The organism is Xanthomonas sp. SHU 199, assembly GCF_000364665.1.
Classification (GTDB): Bacteria; Pseudomonadota; Gammaproteobacteria; order Xanthomonadales; family Xanthomonadaceae; genus Xanthomonas_A; species Xanthomonas_A sontii.
On record NZ_AQOI01000736.1, the window covers coordinates 12,927 to 33,435 of the forward strand.

4 protein-coding genes are annotated in these 20,509 nt (G+C 63.8%); all 4 read right to left on the reverse strand.

What is annotated here, in order from left to right:
* Window positions 1-29: 29 nt before the first annotated feature.
* Entirely contained in the window at window positions 30-11,249 is an 11,220-nt protein-coding gene (locus D183_RS0120450) for a non-ribosomal peptide synthetase (protein WP_106405196.1), read from the reverse strand.
* The gene (locus D183_RS0120455) at window positions 11,246-12,481 is read right to left on the reverse strand and encodes an ABC transporter permease (protein WP_017910637.1); all 1,236 of its coding nucleotides are present in this window, start codon (window positions 12,479-12,481) and stop codon (window positions 11,246-11,248) included. Before D183_RS0120455 ends, D183_RS0120450 begins: the two co-directional genes overlap by 4 nt.
* Window positions 12,482-12,491: 10 nt before the next feature.
* A complete protein-coding gene (locus tag D183_RS0120460; protein WP_017910638.1) occupies window positions 12,492-13,805 on the reverse strand; it encodes an ABC transporter permease in 1,314 nt (437 codons plus the stop codon).
* Between the two features lie 66 nt (window positions 13,806-13,871).
* A partial coding sequence (locus D183_RS25475; RefSeq protein ID WP_157835231.1) for a polyketide synthase occupies window positions 13,872-20,509 on the reverse strand: 6,638 nt, incomplete at its 5' end.

Genomic DNA, 20,509 nt, shown 5'->3' on the forward strand with positions numbered 1-20,509 from the left:
GTCAGGCGGATGTCGTGCTGCGCCCGGGTCTAAACGGTCGCTCTTTCCTGGATGAGCGAGGCCGTCGTCGAACACACCTTGCCCACGGTCGTTTTCTCGTGGATCCAGGAAAAGTGGCTGTTGTCTCCCAGCGTCTGCAGGGTGAAGGACGAAGGCGGCAGCAACGTATCGAGATTGTTGAAGGGCGAACTCGCGTAGTACTCGAAGACCTTGCGCTGCTCGTCGCTGCGATGGTCGGCAATGGGCTCTACGGCCTTGAAGAGGACGATGTTGTCGGCGGTTTCGGCCAACGTTGCCAGCGCCTTCTGGTTTGGTCTGTAGCGGTGATTGATCGGGTCGAGCGAGTTTCCATGCTTGGGCAGGCGCAAGTCGTCCACGGCCTTCTCCACGTTGAAGAACGAATCGACCATGAGCAGGTTTGAAATCGCTTCACCCTCGCGCAGCAACTGCAGCGACATCTCCAGGGAGACCACGCCTCCGAAGCTCCATCCGAAGAAGTTGTAGGCGCCGCTCGGCTGCAACTGGCGTACGTGGTGCATGTAGTACTTGGCGATTTCCTCGAAGGACTGCATTGGGCTATGCAGGTGTACGTTGTTGAACAGCACCAGGCGCAGGGTCGGGAGTTGCTTTGCCAGGTTGTTGAGATAGCTTTCCGCGCCGCCTTCGCCGGGCGGAAGGACGAACAGGGTGGGACCGGCAGCGGTTTCGTTGATGACGAAGTAGGGTTCGAAATCGGCGGTCTGTGGGAGCGCAGGGGCGGAGGGCCGCGCGAGCTTTGCGGGTAGCGCTGCGTGCTTGCCGACGTACGCGCAGAACGCCTGCAGCCCCGCTTCCAGCGCCTTGGCGAATTGCTCGGTCTGTTCGGCAACCAGGCGGCTGTCGACATCCACTATCATCCGCGTTCCGATGCAGCGTGCGGTGATATCTATCACGCAGTCGCTCGCGTGTTGGTCGCTGCTGGACGTGCTGATGCCGCACATTGCTGGATCCAGTGTCCAGCGCGCGGTGCCATCGTGCGCATCGCCTGCGTCGGCGGTGCCCGGATCGGCGAAGCAGCCCAGGTAGTTGAAGCTGACCTCGGGAAGTGGGGCGTAGCTGCTGCCGTATGTGCCGCGAAGCGCCCCGTAGCCGATGCCATTGGAGGGAACGCAATCGCGGTTGGCGCGTATCGCCGCCAGGCTTTTTCCCATGTCGTCCTCGCTGACGACGGCGAGCGGATACATGGCGGTGAACCACCCTACGACGTCCTGTACGTCCGGAGCATCGTGCAGGATCTCCCGACCGTGGCTTTCCATAGTGACGAAATGGCGAGACCGGCCAGTAACGTCGCGCAGCGCCCGAGCCAGTGCGGCCAACATCAGGTCGAGGGTATGCGCCTGGCAGGCTCTGCGCCCGCGGCCGATCAACACCGCCGTATGTTCGTCGCTGAGCGAAAAGCGCGTGCGATGTCCGGCGACGGTTGAAGGGGCCGGGCGTAGTGCTGATCGTTCTGCCATGACCTGGTGCGCGATCTGTTGCCAATGCCCCGCTTCTCCGTCTGCCGGGACATAGGCTTGCAATGCCTGAGCCCAGCGTCGGATATCGCCCGCCGGCGGATCCAGTTCGGCGCCATGGTAAAGGGCTTCCAGATCGCGGCACAGGATTTCCCAGCTGACCGAATCCACGATCAGATGGTGCAGGGACAGCCAGATCCGTGACGAACCGTCGGCGAATCCATGGACTACGGCAGCCCTGCACAGTGGCCCATGTTCCAGGTCGAAGCCGACTTGCAGTGCAGCCAGTTGCCACGCCAGCGTGTCTTCGCCCGAGATGCGCAGATCGATGACATGGAGTGGAATGTCGCTGTGCTGAGCGTAAAACTGGGCGATGTCGCCGTGGGCGGTCGTGGCTGTCCTATACCTGAGACGGAATGCATCGTGGTGTCGTGCCAGCCTGCCGAGCGCGATGCACAGCCGGTTGGTGTCCAGCGCAGGGGTACGGATGGTCAGGTATTGGTTCCAATGCCCAGGGTCGTGCAGATCCTTGGCGAAGAACCATGCCTGGATGGGCAGCAGCGGACATTCGCCGACAGGTGCCGTATGGGCCTGCGCAGGCAATCTGTCTGCGGGATCCTTCAGGACATGCTCAGCGAACGCGGAAACGGTGGGAAAGTCGAAGATATGCTTCACGCTGACCTTGTGGCCGAATTTTCTGCGGATCTGACTGGTCAGGTGCAGGGCGGCGATGCTGTCGCCGCCGATCTGGAAGAAGTCGTCGTGTATCCCGACCGCTCGGCCGTGCAGAACCTCGCTCCATATACGGCAAAGGCGAGATTCGGTCCGTTGCGTGGGCGCCGCATAGCCCACACCGGATTCCGCTGGGTGCAGGCGCGCCAACGCGCTGGTATCGAGCTTGCCGTTCGCGGTCAGCGGCAGAGCATGCTCCACCCTGATCATGCTCGACGGCATCATCGCCGTTGGCAGCGTCGAACGCAGATGGCAGGACAGGGCATTTTCGTCCAGGGCTGCTTCGGCGACGTAGTAGCAGATCAGCCGGTCGCCGCTGTCCTCGTCGTCGCGGTGGACGATCACGGCGCATTGCGTCATGCCCGGGAAGGACGCGGCCACCTCCTCGATCTCGCCGGTTTCGATGCGAATGCCGTTGATCTTCACCTGCATGTCGTTGCGGCCGAGGAACTCCAGTTCGCCGCTGTGGCGGCGCCGGGCGAGGTCGCCGGTCCTGTACAGGATGCCGTTGCGCCCTTGCTGTCGATCCTCCGCGCTCTGGAGGGGATTGGCGATGAAGCGTTCGCGCGTCAGCTCGTCGCGGTGGAGATAACCTGCGCTGACGCAATCGCCTCCCAGGTAGATCTCGCCAAGGCCGCCCGCCGGCAGTTCGCGCAGTGTGTCGTCAAGGATGAGCAACGTGCTGTTCGGGATGGTTTGACCAATATCGTTGCGGTACGGCGCGTCGGGAGCGAAGTACCGGATGGTGTTGTAGATGCTGGTTTCCGTGGTTCCGTAGGCGTTGTACAGGGGCCCCCGGTACTCCTGGCGGATCTTCTCGAAGTGATGGCGCCGAAATGTTTCGCCCGCGACAAGCACTGCGCGTAGGTGATCGAACCGCGACAGGTCGAACATCTGCAGGTGGGTAGGGGTGCCACTGATGTAGCTCAAATGTTCCTGGTTCATGCGTCGATAAAACGCATCGTCGAAGACCAGGGTGGACTCTGGAATGATCAAGGTATTGCCGCTCAAGATCGACAACACCAACTGTTCAACTGAGAAGTCGAATACATAGTTGGCGAGGAAGAGGACACCATGCCGCGTCGATCCGATCTGGGCATCGCCGAAGTAGCGACGCGCCAGGCCATCGCGAAAGCTCAGTACGTTGCGGTGGCTCACCAGTACCGCCTTGGGCCTGCCGGTGGTGCCCGACGTGTAGATCGCGTAGGCGCGGTGATCGCCGTCCGCAGCCGTCTCCGGATTCGGCAACGTGGCGTCGTCTGGTCGCAGCGTCTGCACGCTTACGACAGGCATGCCGTGATGGCGCGCCAGCTGCTGAACGCGCTGTTCGTGGGCGGCTTCCGTCACCACGATCCGTGCGCGCGTGTCTTCCAGCATGAACGCGACGCGTTCGTCGGGATAACCGGGGTCGATGGGCACATAGGCAGCGCCGGCCTTCCAGGCAGCCAGAATGGCGATCACGGACCACTCCGTCTTGTCCAGTACCAACGCGACGAAATCGTCGGGCGTCAGCGACATGCGGTTCAACAGGGCGTGCGCCAGCTGGTTTGCGCGTGCGTTGAGGTCGGCATACGTCAGGCGCGTGTCGCCATGCACCAGGGCGACATCGTGCTGCATGTCCGCGGCGATCCGCTCGAACGCGGCGTGCAAGGTCTCGGTGGCGCGCAGTGGGGCTAGGGGCGTCGCCGGTGGTGCAGCGTGGTCCGTGCCGACATGGCGGATGTCGGACAACGCAGCGGACTGGGCCAGCGGTGCGAGTCGGCAGAACTCCTGAAGGATGTGCCGATAGGTAGCGATGATGCCGTCGATGCTCGCGGCATCGAACAGCGACGCGGCATAGGTGAAGTTGACCGCGAGTCCGTCGGCCTTTTCGGACACGGTCACCGATAGGTCGAACTTGGCCGTGGTTCTGCCTTCGTCCTCTGGTAAGTGCACGTGCATCGCCGACCAGCCATTCTCTACCGACTCCCTGTTCAGTAGGCTGAATACCGCCTGGACGACCGGGTGGCGGCTCGTGTCCTTTGCGACTTCCAGGCGCTTGACAAGTTGTTCGAACGGCAGGTCCTCGTGCAGTTGCGCCTGTAGCACGACGCCGCCGACGTCCCGCAGGTAGTCCAGCAGTCGGGCACTGCCGTCGATGCTGGTCCTCAGCACCAGCAGGTTGACGAAGAAGCCCACGACGCCGTCGAAATCGGCGTGCCTACGGTTGGCCGAAGGCGTGCCGACGATCAGATCGTGCTGCCCGCTGTAGACCTTGAGCGTGAGGTAGTAGGCGGCAAGCAGTACGCTGAAGAAACTGGTACGCGTGGTCTGCGCGAGGACCTTCAGTTGGTCGGAGGTGCCGATGTCGATGTCGAAGACGACTTCTCGGCCGAGATAGTCGAATTGCGCTGGGCGCGGATGATCGAGCGGCAGGTTGAGCGGTTGCCAGCCGGCGAGCGAACGTTCCCAATAGTGGAACAGCGCCTCCATGCGCTGCTCGGTGAGCTGCTCGTGCTGCCAGAGAGAAAAATCCGCGTAGGTGGCCTGGAGTGGTGGTAGTGCGTCGTATGCTGTCCCTTGCAGGAGCGCCTGCAGTTCCTCGCGGAAGATTCGCCACGACCAGCCGTCGAAGCAGCTGTGGTGGAAAACGAGGCTGGCCACGATCCGATGGGGCATGCCGCCGACGGTGAGAAGGTGGGCGTGAATCGGGAGTTCCTCGTCCAGCCTGAACACATGGCCGGCTTCGGCCACGAGCAGCGCATCGAGCCCATAGCGGTCGGAGACATCGGAACGTCGCAGTTCGAATCGCAGTAAGGCTTCCTCTGCAGGAAGAATGCGCTGGATGCGGCCGCCCTCGTCCGTGCCTTGCAGGAGGGTGCGTAGCGCCGCATGGCGTTGCAGAAGGGCGCGAAGCGCGGCGGCGACATCGTCCTGCGCGGTGGGACGGTCCAGATCGATCGCCAAGGCGAAGGGGATGTTGTAGGCGGCGGTGCCACCCACCAGATCGTCGATGAACAGCAGGCGTTCCTGCGCCAGAGAGACCGGCGGCATTGCGCCGTAGGCCTCGGCCAGACCGGCGGGCGAGGCGCGATCGGTATCGGTGGCATGTGCGTTGGCTTTGAGGAAGCGGGCCTGCGCAGCGATGTTCGGATGCGCGAACACCGCAGCGACATTGAAGTTCTGCGCGAAATGCTGGGTAATGGCCTGCGCCAGCTTGATGGCGCGGAGGCTGTCGCCGCCGACGCCAAAGAAGTCGTCGCGGCTGCCGATCCGGTCCGGGGCCAGGCCGATGACATGCGACCAGAGTCGGCAGAGTTCCCGCTCCATCTCGTTCGCGGGGGGGGCGTAGTCGGTGTCGCTGGCAATCGCGAACTCGGTGGGCGGCAGGCGCTTGACATCCAGCTTGCCGCTGCCGGTCACCGGAATTTCGGGAATCCGGATGATGCGCACCGGGACGATGGCCTGTGGCAACCTGGCCCTCATCCACTGCAGGAGCTCGGTTTCCTGCAACTCGCCGGCGCTGAGGTAGAAGGCGACCAGGTACTTCTGCGAAGCGCCGGCGGAGGAATCCGCATACTCGCGCGCCAGCACGATCGCGCGTGCGATGCCCGGGTAGGACGACAGGGTCGCCTCGATCTCGCCCAGTTCCACGCGCTGGCCGCGGATCTTCACCTGCATGTCGTTGCGGCCGAGGTACTCGAGCTCGCCGTTGGGCAGCCAACGCACCAGGTCGCCGGTCTTGTACAGGCGTGTATTGACGCCTTGCGCCATTTCTGCAGCCGTCTGGAACGGATTGGAGACGAAGCGCTCTGCGGTCAACTCGGGGCGATTCAGATACCCACGCGCCACGCCGATGCCGCCGATGTACAGTTCGCCGATACCGCCGACCGGCACGCGCTGCATGCTCGGGTTCAGGACGTAGCAGGCGGTATTGGCGACCGGATGGCCGATGCTCTTGTCCAGGCGCGGGTCGTGTCTGGGATACAGACGCTTGTGGCTGGTGATGGAGATCTCGGTCGGTCCGTAACCGTTGATGATCATGCCGTCGAAGGTCGAGCGGATCTTGTCGAAGACCGGCGTGGTGAAGTCCTCGCCGATGGCATCGATCCGCTTCAGCGATGGAATGCTGCCGTACTCGTACAGCGACAGCACCGATGGGGTGCCTGACAGGTAGGTGACCCTGTGCAGGTTCATGTAGGCATATAGCCGGGACGTGTCGCTGCGCATCGCGTCGTCGAGCATCACCAGGGTCTGCCCGGACAGCAGGGCATCGGTCATCTGCTCGACGAAATGGTCGAAGACATAGTTGGAGAAGGACAGAATGGCTTCGTCGTCCTGATCCTTGCGCAGGCCGAACAACTGCTCGAGCGATGCATGCAGGTTCACCACGCCCCGGTGCTCGATGAGCACGGCCTTCGGCCGGCCGGTCGTGCCGGACGTGTAGATGGCATAGGCCAGATCGGTGCTGGCGACGGAGATCTCCAGATTGTCCGCCGCATGGCGATACAGAGGCAGGTCCTGCAGTCCAAGCGCCTGGCAGGGAAGGTCGTCCACGAGCTGACCAAGCCGCGGTGCGTGGTGAACGTCGGCCAGGACCAGTTGCGCCTTGGTGTCCTCGAGGACGAAACGGATCCGCTCGTCCGGATAGGACGGGTCGATCGGGACGTACGCGGCCCCGGTCTTCCACACCGCGAGAATCGCCGCGATCATCCACTCGCTCTTGTCGACGACCAAGCCAATCAGATCGTCCGGCTTCAGCGGGACGTGTGCGATCAGCAGGCGCGCGAGCTGATTCGCGCGTCGGTTCAGTTCGCGATAGCTCAGTTGCTGCTCGCCCGCCACCACGGCGGTCGCATCCGGCCAGCGCTCCACCGCGATTTCGAAGGCGGCATGCAAGGTGCGCTCGGCGGGAAAATCGGTCCAAGTCCGGTTCCAGGCCTCGAATCGGCGGCGATCGCCGTCGCCGACCAGTTCTAGCGCCTGCACCGGACGTTCGAAGTCGTGCGGAATCTGCTGGAACACAGCGTCCAGCGTTCCCAGCAAGTTGTCGATAGTGTCGTCCTCGAACAATTCGCCGGCATACCACAGGTCGATTTCGAGCGCATCGCCGTGTTCCCGTGCAACCACGGCGATCGGGTAATCGACTTTGTCTGCGTCGTAAGACTTTTCGAAACACAGGTACTCGTGGTGCAGTGCGACCTCGTCCTCGCCGAGCAGCCGCGGATAGTTTTCCAGCACCAGCAGGGTCTCGAACAGGCGCCGTTTGCTGCCCTTGGTCTGGACCATGAACAGTTCCACCGCACTGCGGCTGTTCATCCGGTTGATGGCTTCCTGGATGTCGATCAGCGCCGCGGCAATCGTCTTGCCTGCCTGTTCGGCATGATCGACGATCGCAGGCAGGGTGTTGATGTAGAGGCCGACCGAGTCCTCGATCCCGTCAACCGGCAAGCCGCGACCGGAGACGACGGTGCCCACTGCTGTAATCGGATGGCCGCCGAGCGCGAACAGTACCTTGTGCCAGGCGAACTGCAGAACGGAATGCATGGTCACCCGGTTCTGCGCGCACCAGCCCTTGATCGCGGCCACGCAGCGCGCATCTACGGACAACGTCCGCGTGCGGTGCTCGAGGATCCTGTCGTATTCGCCGAAATCGGCCTTGTAGCGGTGCTGCGCATTGACGATGCCGGCGAAATCGCCTCTGTCGCCCAGACGTTCGAACTGTTCCTGCCAGTACTGCAGATGCTCGTGCCGATGCGCTTCAAGGTAGCGCTGCGCGGCGATGTAGGCGGTGTCCTCACGCAGTTCGATCGACTCGCCGCGCCGCAGATGGATGTAGAACCGGTGTACGTTGTCGTGCAGCAGCGGAAGGCTCCAGCCATCCAGGATGATGTGGTGGCAGCTGAAAAGCAGCGAATACAACTGCTCTTCCTGCTTGATCAGATAGACCCGGAACAATTGGCCTTGGTCGAGCTTGTAAGGTTCCGTCCGGTCGTGTTGCTGCAGGGCCGCCACGTAGGCGTCGCGCTCGCCGCGGTCGCGCATCTGGCTCAGGTCGATGTAGCGCCACGCGAGTGCGGCATCGTTGCGGTCGATCCGCTGCAGTGCCTCTTCCCGCCACTCGAAGCGCAGTGACAAGCTTGGATACTTGCGTTGCGCAAGATGCCATGCCTGACGCATGGCATCGGCGTCGATGGCGCGGTGGTAGTGGTGAAGCGACTGCATGACGTAGGCATCATTGGTGGCCGCGCTCTTCATCCATTGGTAGAGCATGCCTTGCTGAAGTCCGGTGGCCAGCATCGAGACGCTGTCGTTGTCGCCGTCTTCGTCGTTGCGTGGGGCGACCGGCGCTTCGGCCTCCTGCGCGACTTTGAGGGTCAGGTGATGGGACAGCTGGCCGAACGTCTTCAGCCGATATACGTCCTCGACGCTGATTGCGATGCGGAATCGCTGCCATATCCGCATGATCAGTTGCAGGCAGCTGACGCTCTGGCCGCCCTGGCGGAAGAAATCGTCTTCTTCTCCGATCTCGCTGGCGCGGATGCCGAGCACTTCTCCCCACTCGGCCTTCAACACGCCGACGACGCCATCCTCCGCCAACGCGGCGCTGTCCTGGTCCAGGAGCGATGTGGGCAGGGCATGCAGTCCGACGTCAGGTAGGGCATGCCGGTCAACCTTGCCGTTGACATTCACCGGCAGGGCGTCCATGCGCACCATGCGCGCAGGAACCATGACGCGGATCAGTCGCGATTCGAGGAAGGTCAGTATGTCGGCTTCGGAGACAGGCTGATCGGTGTCGGCGACGTAGTAGCCGATCAGGCGCCAGTTTCCGGTCTCGATCGAGTCGCCGCGCGCGACCACCACGCATTGACGAACGCCTGGAAATTCCAGCGCCCGTGCCTCGATTTCGCCGGGTTCGACACGGACGCCGTTGAGCTTCAGCTGGAAATCGCTGCGCCCCATGAATTCGATCTGGCCATCGGGCAGGAACTTCGCCAGGTCGCCGGTCTTGTAGATGCTGGCGTTGCGGCCAGCAACTCGCTCCTGCTCGGTCTGGAAAGGATTGGCCAGGAAGCGCTCGGCGGTCAGCTCCGGGCGATTCAGGTAGCCGCTTGCCACACCGGCGCCGCCGATGTACAGCTCGCCGATGGCGCCGATCGGCACCTGCTTCATGTTCTGGCTGAGGATGTAGCACTTCACGTTGCGCAGCGGCCGGCCGATGCTGCGGTCGGTGCGGGTGGCGTCTCCCGGCGGGTACTCCTTGATGGCGGTGACGAATGCGGTTTCGGTGAATGCGTATTCGTTGATGATCCTGCCCTGGAACTTCTCGCGCAGGGTCCGCAGACCAGAGGGTGTGAGTTCCTCTCCGACCAGAAGCAGCCGCTTCAACGAGCCGCAGTGGCTGAGGTCGAAATGCTGGAGTACGGAACGCGTCCCGTTGAGGTAGCTGATCTTGTTGTCGGCGACGAATCGGGGAAAGCGCAGCGGATCCAGCCTCACGTCATCCGGAACCACGACCAGGGTGTGCGAGTTGATCAGGGCGATCAAGGTCTGCCGCATGAATGGCTCGAACACCAGTGCAGCGAACAAGGCCACGTGTTCGGTCCCCGCATGACGCATCTGGTAGCGGTCTGAGAGGTCGGTGATGCTGTTGACGACGCTGCGATGAAGCTTGGCTACCCCTTTGGGAATGCCGGTGGTCCCTGAGGTATAGGTGACATACGCGACTTGGTCGGATCCAAGACCCAGGTTCGGATTCGTGGCGACATTGTCGTGCTGCAACGCCTGCTCGATGTCGACGAGTTCGACGTCGAGACCGGCGTCGGACAGCATCTCCTGCAGCCGATCGAAATAGTGGCGATGGGTCAGGATGCGCCGCGATCCGGTGTCCTGCATGGTGAACTGGATGCGCTCGGGCGGGTAACTCGGATCGAATGGGGTGTAGGCCGCGCCCGCCTTCCACAGCGCAAGTGTCGCGACCACGATCCTGTAGCTCTTGTCGAGATACAGCCCGACGATCTCGCCGGGTTTCACGCCCTCACGCAGCAGCCAGTGCGCCATCCGGTTGCATCGCTTGTTCAGCTCGCCGTAGGAAAGCCGGTCCTGGCCGCAGACCACTGCGCATCGCTCGTGCGACGCGCCGACCGCCTGTTCGAACAACTCATCCAGGCGCGAGGCTTCCGGGAAGTCGCCGTCGGTGGCGTTCCAGCGGCTCAGCTGCTGCTTCTGGTCTTCGGATATCAACTCCAGGTCGATCATCGTGCCGTGCGGTCGTGCCACGATCTGGTGCAAGACTTCGGCAACGATGTCGAGAACACCGCGCATGGTCGCGTCTTCGAACAGGTCGGGCGCGTAGCTCATGCGTAACTGCAGGCGGCGATGGGTGCGGTCGTCGTGCACGAGCAACGCGAGCGGCAAGGTCGCTGCGGATGATGGCAAGCGATCGACAGCGTCGAGCACGACGGCGTCGAAGCAGCCGTGGCCGAGCAGCGCGTCGGCAAGGACGAACGCAGCGTCCTGGCGCAGGTCGTGATCGATGTCCTGGGTCGCCTGCAGACAACTCAGGGACGATTGCATCCGATGATCGACGATGGACGGTTGCAACCACAGCGGCGCCTCGCCGCTTGCCTCGAGGCTGCCACGGACATAGCCGATTACCGTCTGCGTACCGTTTCCATAGGCCTCCAGCACCCTGTGCAGGCTCACCAGCGCCATCGCCGCGACCGAGGTGTCCGGGTTCCCGGCGATGAAATCCATCAGGCGGACATATTCGGCGTGCTCTATCACCGCCGATACGCTGTGCGCCGACCCGAAGTCGCGGCCGTCGTCCCTGACCACGATCTTGTGGCGCCATGCATCCTTCAGAAGAATGTCGAGATCGCATCGATCATTGCGTGCGGCGTTGATGCGGTGACGCCAGTCGGCGACGCTTGAGAGGAATGAGTTGCTCATGGTGGTAATAAGCTCCCTGCTGTTGCAGCAATGGGGACGGGCATTGCCGTTGATACGAGACGCGGCGCCGGATGGCTGAAGCAGGCCTTTCATGTCGAGCGGGTTGCTTCTGCCGGCGGTACGCGCGAGGCGCGCAATGCCGGCGCGAGTACCGCGCCCTGGCCGAGCAGAAGCAGTACGACCATGCCCGCGAGAATGTAGAGCGGGGACAGTCTGGTCAGTTCGAATGAACTCATCAGCCAGACATTCAGTCCGATCGCGAGCATGCTGCCAAGCACCACGCCGATCGTGCCGATCAGCAGGTTTTCGGTCAGGAAGTAGTTGACGATGTCGCGCTGCGTTGCGCCCAGGGCGCGGCGTACGCCGATTTGCTTTCGTCGCTGGCCGACCCAGAAGCTGGTCAGGCCGACGATCCCCGCCGCGGTGACGCCCAGCAGCACCAGAGAGATGGCGCCCATCAGGTAGGCGGTCCCGCGATCGCTTTTGTAGACCTGCTGGCGCACCGTCGCGAATGTGCGAACGCCTCGTTCGGCGGGGAAGACACGCATGCGATCGAGCTTGACCAAGGTCGCGGGCGCCGAGCGCATTACCTGGTCCAGCTGTCCCGGCTTGGCGCGCACCAAATAGGTGCTGTTGCTGCGCGTGAGCCGCATCGGCAACAGGGTGGCGTTGTCCATGTAGCCATAGCTGTCGGCGCCGGACCACGATGCCTGCAGATGATCGACGACGCCGATCACGGTGCTCGGCGTTGGATCAGTGTTGCCCAGATAAATCGCTTTGCCCAGCGCACTGCCGTCCGGGAAGACCTTGTCGGCGAGCGCCTTGGTAATGATCACCTGGCCCGGCCAGGCGAAGTCGTGTTCGTCCCCGGTCTGGATCTCGCTCGGATGGAAGTTGCGTCCGGCGATCAGCCTGGCGCCCATCGTGGAGAGACCATGGTCGTCGATGAAGTAAAGTTCGGTGCGGGCCATGCGCTCCCGTGCGTTCGGATCCAGGCGCACGCCCTCTGGCCAGCTGTCTCCGCCCAGCGGAAACGAATTGCTCTCCGTGGCGTCCGCCACACCCGGCAGTCGGCGCAAGGCCATCAGATCAGCGTCGATCAGCGGGGGGATGTCCTTGGGGGCAACGCCCACCCGGTCGCTCTGGATCGTGAGTAGCTCGTGTTCCGCCAGGCCGGTGGGCCGGTAGATACGTTCGATCCGGTGCTGGATGATGCACAGCGCATTGCAGATGACCGCCAGCGTGAGTGCGATCTGCAAGGCGATCAGGATGGTGCCGGCCTTGTGTTTCTTGAGCGCGGCAAGAATGGGAGCGAGTTGTCGCATGGTCGTCGCCTCAGTTCGCTTTCAGTTGCCAGGCAGGCTGCACCTGCGCGGCACGCCAGATCGGGTAGAGGGCCGCAATGACGGTGGCCAGCGTCGCCACCACCAGGGTCAATACCGCCAGAGACACATTCAGCTCGGCGAGTCGCGCGATCTCCGGCTCGAATACCAGGTCGGTGCCGAGCATTCCCAGTCCGGTCAGCAGCAAACCCAGCACGCCACCGGCCAGGCCGACGGTGCCGGCTTCCACGAGGAACTGCATGTAGATGGCGCTGCGCGGTGCACCCAGTGCTCGACGTATGCCGATTTCCGCTGCGCGTCGCATGAACTTGGCCAGCAGCAGGCCGATGGTGTTGACCAGGCAGATCAGCAGGAAGCCCAGGCCCAGCAGCGCGGATATCTTCGATTCCGGCGGCACGATCTTCAGGTAGTCCAGCCACTGCGCGACATCCCGCAGGCGTGCATTGGGCGGCCAGTTGAAGCGTCCGGACTGCTGTTGTTGCGCCGAATAGTTGCGCAGGTAGTTCAGATACGATTCCGCGCTCGCCTTGTCGGGCAGTTGCACCCAGTAGGCGATCCATGCGCATTCGGATTGCAGCCACGCCTCCCATCCCGCGCCGGGCGTCTTGTAGCAGCTGCGGTTGCCATTGGTCGGCAGTTGCAGATCGATGGCATGGGTGAACGGGATGAACAACTGCGCGGGTTTATCGAATCCTCCGGTATTGGCTGCGTCGTAGAACAGCGGCTGGGGATTCCAGCGGTCCATCACCCCGCGGATGCGGTAGCTCCGGCCATCGATATTGATCTCCTTGCCTACACTGTTGGCGCCCTTGAAGAGGCTATCGTTGAGCGAGCGGCTGATCACCGCCACCGCCGCGCGCGACTCGTCTTCGGCCGCCGACCATCCTCCGCCGTAGAGGAAAGGAACGTCGAACATCGGGAAGGTGTCCGCGTAGGCCGCGTAGCTGTTCACCTGGAACGGTAGAAGCGCCATGTCGGCGGGCACGATCGATACCTTGATCGGGTAGAGCGCTGTCTGCCGCGTCGCGCGACGGTCGCGCATCAGGGCGATGGTGTCCCTGTAGCTCAAGGCACGCGGTGGTTCGCCACCGTTCTCGATGGTTTCGGTGGGTCCCCAGTTGTCGATCTGCGCCACGAAAAGCTGTGCAGATTTCTCCGGAATCGGGTTGCTCGAGGTGGCACGGAACACCGCATAGGTAGTCATCGATGCGGCCACGCCGACGGCAATCGACAGCACCATCAAGCCGGTCAGTACGGGATTGCGCATCAGGCTGCGCAAACCAAGGTGGAAGTAGTAGCCAAACATCGTTGCTCCTTCATCAATTGCCGACCGACACGCCGTTTGCTTGCGCCAGAAATTCGTTCCTTCGTGCTATACCTCGGTCGCCAGCCGGGCCTCGTGCCGCTGGGTAGTGGCGTCGAGGAATCTGCAGATGTCCGGGGCGTAACTTTCCAGGGCTTCGCTGGTGAGCAGGATGTTGTGGTGATATGGCACCTTCAGTTCGGTGACGTCCCCACGGATGTACTTCTTGAAGAATTCGTATTTCTCGGGGCGATCGGAGTCCTTGGCGATGATCATCAATACGTTTCCATGGAAGGGCGATGGATCGCGGTAGTAGGCCAGGCGGATGTTGTTGCTCTGGATGGCGCTCATTCGCGCGATCATGGTTTGCTTCAGGTCATCCGGCGCCGTCTGGTAGTCCCTGTAGCCGGAAAGGCGCGATTCGAGGTCCAGGCGATGTTCTTCGACGGCCTGCTGTGGCCACTCCTCGTCGTAGAGCGGTGCGCCATCGATCATGATCAGCTTGGCCACCGCGAGTCCGCGTTTCTGCATTTCGGCGGACATGGCGTGGGCGACGATGGCGCCGAACGACCAGCCGAGCAGGTGGTAGGGCCCCACGGGCTGGATGACCTGGATCTGCTCGATATAGTCGGCGCACATGTCGGCGATCGTCTCCGGCAATGTGTCGTGGTCGTTCAGTCCGCGCGCCTCCAGCGCATAGACAGGTAGATCCGCTGGAAGGTGCCGCAGCATGGCCATATACGGGCGCCCGAATCCGCTGCCGGGATGGATGCAGAACAGCGGGGCGCGTTCACCGCTGCGCTTGAGCGCCAGCGGCTTGCCCTGCGGCGGGCGCTTGGTGAGATCGTCGATCTTTAGCGCAATGCGTTCGATGGTCTCCTCCTCGAAAACGATGCGGATCGGTAGATTCACGTTGAATGCCTTGTTGACCCGCGCGACGAGCAGCGTGGCGAGCAGCGAGTCGCCGCCCAGGTCGAAGAACGCGTCGCGCACCCCGATGTCCTGGATCCCCAGTAGTTGCTGCCAGATCTCCAGGAGTTGAAACTCGATGGTGGTGCTTGGTGCAACGCAGGCCGTACCGCCGCCACGGACATAGAGCTGCATGCTCGCCGGGTCCTGCGGCGACTTGTCGATCCACTTTTCCATGCGCGCCTGCAGATCCACGGTCGAATGGATGAGCTGCGGCATATCCGACCATGAAAGGGCGTATGCAAGCGCTTGTGCGCCTTCGGTGCCGTCGACGCCATGGATGCCTTCCCTGGCCGGCTCGCCGGCGAAGTGCCAGCCGTCCCAGTTGATGCTGAGCCATGCCTCGTCGCCTTGCGCATGCCGTGCGGTGGCAAAGGCGTCCATGTAGGCGTTCGCGGCGGCGTATGCGGAAAGGCCCAGGCCGCCCAGTACGCTCGACAGCGATGACATCAGAACGCAAAAGTCCACGCGTCGGTGTTTCAGCACGCGTTGCAGCACCATCGCGCCCTTGGCCTTGGGAAGGAACTGGGCGAGGCTGCGCTCGATCGTCGTGTCGGCCAGGGAGTGCATCGAGTCGCGGACCTGGCCCGCGCAATGGATCACGCCGTCGATGTCGCCGAAACGGATCTCGGCCTGCTCGAAGGCATCGACCATCTGTGCCTCGTCGGCGACGTCGGCCTGGCAGATGAGGACCTGCGCGCCCCTGGACTCAAGCGCGAGCAGCCGTCCCAGCTTCGGAACCACGGGATCGCTTGGGCTACGCTCGGCGATCCAGTTGGCCCATAGCGAGCGTGGCGGCAATTCGTCGCGCACGATCAGCACGAGCTTGGCTGACATCGCCGCCAGATGCTCGGCGAGCGCGTAACCGACCTTGCCGAGACCGCCGGTGATCACATAGACGCCGCCGCGTTTCATGCGCGGCTGCAGGTTTTCGTTCGGGACCTTGCAGGGTTCATAGGTCTGCGTCCAGCGTGCTCGGTTGCGAAAGGCGACGACGCCGTCGGTGTGTTCGTTCATCAGTTCGTCGAAGAGGCTGGCGCTTGCCGCGGACAGGGTGTCCTCGCTGCGGTCTTCCGGGTGCGGGTCGCTGAGATCGATAAGCTGCGAGCGCAGGTTCGGATGTTCCTGCGGTGCCACCTTGCACAGGCCGACGATCGGGGCATGGTGCGGCGCCAGCAGTTCCGCGCCGGTCACCCGGAACAGGTCGTGAGTCACCGCGTGCATCGCCGCATCGTCGGCCTGCAGCCGCGCCATCAGGATGGCGATGGCGAACGCCAGGCTGCAGTAGCCGTTGCGCTGCTGCGCCAGGAACAGATCGAATCCATGCAGTTCGGCCTTCGCCTGACACCGGTCCAGCGACCAGAGGTGCACCAGGCGGTCGATCCGCAGACCGTCGTGTGCCAGGTTGTCGGCAAGTTCGCCGTAGTGGCGCGGGTCGTCGGCAACAAGCACATAGTCGTCAGAGCCCAGACGGGCGAATAGATCGCCGCGGTGCACCACAATCGTTCGCTGCCCGGCGTGGCGCAGTTGCTGGATCAGGCGCTCGCCGATTCCGCGGCGATCGGCCATCACCACCCAGGTCAGTGGGCGCAGGGCCTGAGCGCTGTCTGGCCTGGCCTTGCTGCCGCGCAACCGCCACAGCGGGGCGTAGAACCAGTCTTGCTGATACGGACGGCGCGCCTCGGCAGACGGTGCTGCCCGAGCAACATGAAGGGGGGCATCCACCCAGAACCGGCGACGCTGAAACGGATAGGTTGGCAGCGGCACGCGTCGCCTGCGCGCGTGGGCGTGATAGGCGTCCCAGTTGATGACGCCGGCGCCATGCACCCAGAGCTGGCCGATGCAGCGCTGCAGCGATCGGGCGTCTTGATCGGATGCGGTGGCGTGGCCGAGGACCGGGACCACGGCATGGGCGCTTGCAGGCACGCGCTGCCGAGCGAAGCCGCTCAATACCTGCCCTGGGCCTACCTCGACGAAGACGCATCGGCTCCTCAATGGCGAGGTCGGCGACAGCAGGGTGTCCATGCCTTCGGCGAAGCGGACCGTACCGCGCAGGTGCCGCACCCAGTACTCCACGTCTGTCGCTTCCTCGGCGGAAATGAAGTCGCCGCTCAGGTTCGACACGTAGGCGAGGCGCGGCGCATGCAGCGACACGCTGCTCAGCGTTTCGCGCCATGCGGCGAGCATCGGCTCCATCATCGCGGAATGGAAGGCGTGCGATGTTTCCAGTTCCCGGCTGTCGATGCCCTCGGCGATCAGCTGTTCGCGTAGTGCAGCGATGGCGGCGGGTGTGCCGGACACCGTGCATTTGCCCTTGGCGTTGACTGCGGCGATGTCCACGGCGCAGCCGGACAGCCTCGCCCGCAGGCGTTCCTCGTCCTCTCGCACGGACAGCATCCGCCCCGGTGCCATGGCCTGCATCAGCCGACCACGCGCCGCGACCAGCATCAATCCATCCTGCAGGGAAAACACGCCTGCCAGACATGCCGCGACGTATTCGCCCAGGCTATGGCCGATCATCGCATCGGGGGTGAGCCCGTAGGACTGCAGCAGCCGGGCCATGCTGTACTCCACCGCGAACAGCGCCGGCTGTGCAAAACAGGTCTGGACAAGCTGCCGATTGGCATGTTCGCGCGCCTCGGGCGATGGAGACAGCAACTCGCGCAGGTCCAGGCCGAGCGTCTCGCGCAACGCTTCCGCACAGGCGTCCAGTTGTTCGCGAAACACCGGTTCTGTCTTGTACAACTCGCCGGCCATGCCGGCATGCTGCGCTCCCTGACCTGGGAACATCCAGATCAAAGAAGCGTGCAGGTCCGACGTCTTTGTCGCCTCGGCGATGGTCGAGGTCAGCAGTGCCGCGGCGTCCTCGGCCGTGGTGCAGACCACCGCGCGGCGCCAGGCGTGTGCCGTACGGCCGGTTTGCAGCGTGTAGGCCACGTCTGCCAGCGGCGCCGCCTGGTCGCTGTGCAGATAGTCCGCAAGCCGCCTACTTGCCGCCTGCAAGGCTTCCGCGCTGCGTGCCGACAGCAGCAGCAACTGCGCCGACCGCGTTGCCGGGTCGCTCGCCGCCGGCGGCGCTTCTTCCAGGACGACGTGCGCATTGGTGCCGCCGATACCGAACGCGCTGACGCCTGCGCGGCGCGGCGCGTCCTGCGTGGGCCACGGGCGCAGTTGGGTGTTCACATAGAACGGACTTGCCGCGAAATCGATCTCGGGATTGGGCTGGAGATAGTTGATGCTCGGCGGCAACTGCCCGTGTTTGAGTGCCTCCACCGTCTTGATCAGGCCGGCCATGCCGGCCGCGGTGTCCAGGTGACCGATGTTGGGTTTGACCGACCCGATCGCGCAGCGTTGCGCCGGCTCGCCCGCGAACGCGCGACTGAGTGCGCGAATTTCGATCGGATCGCCCAGCACGGTGCCGGTCCCATGCGCTTCCACATAGCCGATGCTCGCCGGCGATACGTCCGCGTTGCGCTGCGCCTGCTGGATGACCCGCGCCTGTCCGACCACGCTCGGTGCGGTGTAGCCGACCTTGTCGGCACCATCGTTGTTGATCGCCGACCCTTTGATCACGGCGTGAATGGTGTCGCCATCGGCCAGGGCATGGTCCAGCCGCTTGAGCAGTACCACGCCTGCACCGTTACCGGCCCGCGTTCCCCGTGCGTCACGGTCGAACGCACGGCAATGGCCGTCCGGCGAGTTGATGTTGCCTTCCTCGTAGCGATAGCCGCCTGGACCGAACTCGGCGATGCCGGCCGCACCGGCGAGCGCCATCCGGCTCTCGCCTTGGGCAACGCTGCGGCAGGCAAGGTGCACGGCCACCAGTGAGGTCGAGCAGGCGGTGTTGACGTTGACGGCCGGACCCGACAGGTTCAGTTTGTAGGAGATGCGCGTGGCGGCGAAATCCTTGCTGTTGGCGTGCACGATGCTGGTGCCCAGTGCCGAAAGGGCATCCAACTGCGGCAGAAGATGTTGCAGCACGTACTGGTTTTCGCCGACGCCGACGAAGACGCCCACCGGCCGTTCGCTTCGGGCATCGCCGTAGCCTGCGGCCTCCAACGCGTCATGCGCGCATTCCAGCAGGATGCGCTGCTGCGGATCGGTCACTTCGGCCTCGCGCGGCGTGAAGCCGAAATAGTCGGCATCGAAGTCGGTCACGTTGTCCAGCAGGCTTCGCACCGGAACGAAGCCGGGCTGGTCGAGCAAGGAAGGTTCCACTGCCGCGTCCAGCAGCTCGTCCCGGCTGAAGCGCTGCAGCGATTCCACGCCGTCAGCGATGTTGGCCCACAGGGCCGCGATGTCGCTGGCGCCGGGAAAACGGCCGGCCATGCCGATCACCGCGACCGCATGTTTCGGGTCGGGGACTGCGGACTGTTCCGGCGTCTGCTCGATCGCCGCCGGTTGCTGTGTGCCGACCGACAGGTGCTCAGACAGTCTGGCGATCGTCGGGTGCGCGAACAGGTCGGTGATGGAGACGTCGACGCCTATGTTGTCGTGGATCTTCTGCCGCAGCGCGATGATGTGCAGCGATGTGCCGCCGACATCGAAGAAGTTGTCGTGCATGCCGACGCGATCAAGCGCGAGCAGTTCCTGCCAGATGCCGGCCAGCAGCGTTTCGGACTGGCTCCGTGGCGGTACGTAGTCGTGGCGCGCGAAGGCACCGTCGTCGGGCGCGGGTAACGCGCTGCGGTCGAGTTTGCCGCCGGGGGTCAGCGGCAATGTGTCCAGGATGACGAACGCGGCTGGCACCATGTAGTCGGGCAGGCCAGCGGCCAGGTGCGCGCGCAGTCGCGCGATCAGCTCGGAGGGCGCGTCGTCGCTGCCAGGCTCGCTGTGCGTGCGGGGAACGACATAGGCGACCAGGCGTCTGTCTGGGCCCTCGCCGCGCGCGAGCACGACGTTGTCGCGCACGTTGGGGTGCGCTGCCAGGCGTGTCTCGATCTCGCCCAGTTCGATGCGGAAGCCGCGCAGCTTGACCTGATGATCGTTGCGGCCGAGAAATTCGATGCTGCCGTCGGGCAGGTGGCGCGCCAGATCGCCGGAGCGGTACAGGCGGGCGTCGGGATCAGCGACGAAGGGGTCCGGCTGGAAGCGTTCGGCGCTGAGCGCCGGACGGTTCAGGTAGCCACGGGCAACGCCGACGCCGCCGATGCACAGTTCCCCCACCGCGCCGGGCGGCACCAGTTGGCCATGCGGGTCGAGGATGTAGACACGGGTATTGGCGACGGGGCGGCCGATGAGCGTTGCACGGTCTTGTGCACGGACCACTTGGCTGGTGGCGTTGACGGTCGTCTCGGTCGGGCCGTAGCAGTTGAACAACGTCGGCCTGACCCCTCCGTCACCGAACCAGGCCTGCAGCGCATGCCGGCTGGTCGCTTCGCCGCCGATGACGATGTGACGCAGCGTCCGTGGCGCACGCGTTTCGCTCCATGCGTCGGCCCATTGCGACCAGAGCGACGTGGGCAGGCTGAGTGCGGTGATCCCATGGGCGGCACAAAGCTCGTTGAACGTGGACGAGGAGGCAAGCCAGGCATCGGTCCGCAACACCAGGGTGGCGCCGCTGCAAAGCGCGCCGAAGATTTCCTCCACCGAGACGTCGAAGCATGGCGACGAGAACTGCAGGAGGCGATCGTGCGCGGTCAGCCCATAGAGGCTTTTCAGTGCCCAGATCTGATTGCAGACCGAGCCATGTTCGATCATCACCCCCTTGGGGGTTCCGGTGGAACCGGAGGTGTAGA

Bases quoted from the DNA above. Each gene is read 5' to 3' on its own strand.
- D183_RS0120450 (WP_106405196.1), bottom strand. From the start codon at position 11,249: ATGAAAGGCCTGCTTCAGCCATCCGGCGCCGCGTCTCGTATCAACGGC.
- D183_RS0120455 (WP_017910637.1), bottom strand. From the start codon at position 12,481: ATGCGACAACTCGCTCCCATTCTTGCCGCGCTCAAGAAACACAAGGCC.
- D183_RS0120460 (WP_017910638.1), bottom strand. From the start codon at position 13,805: ATGTTTGGCTACTACTTCCACCTTGGTTTGCGCAGCCTGATGCGCAAT.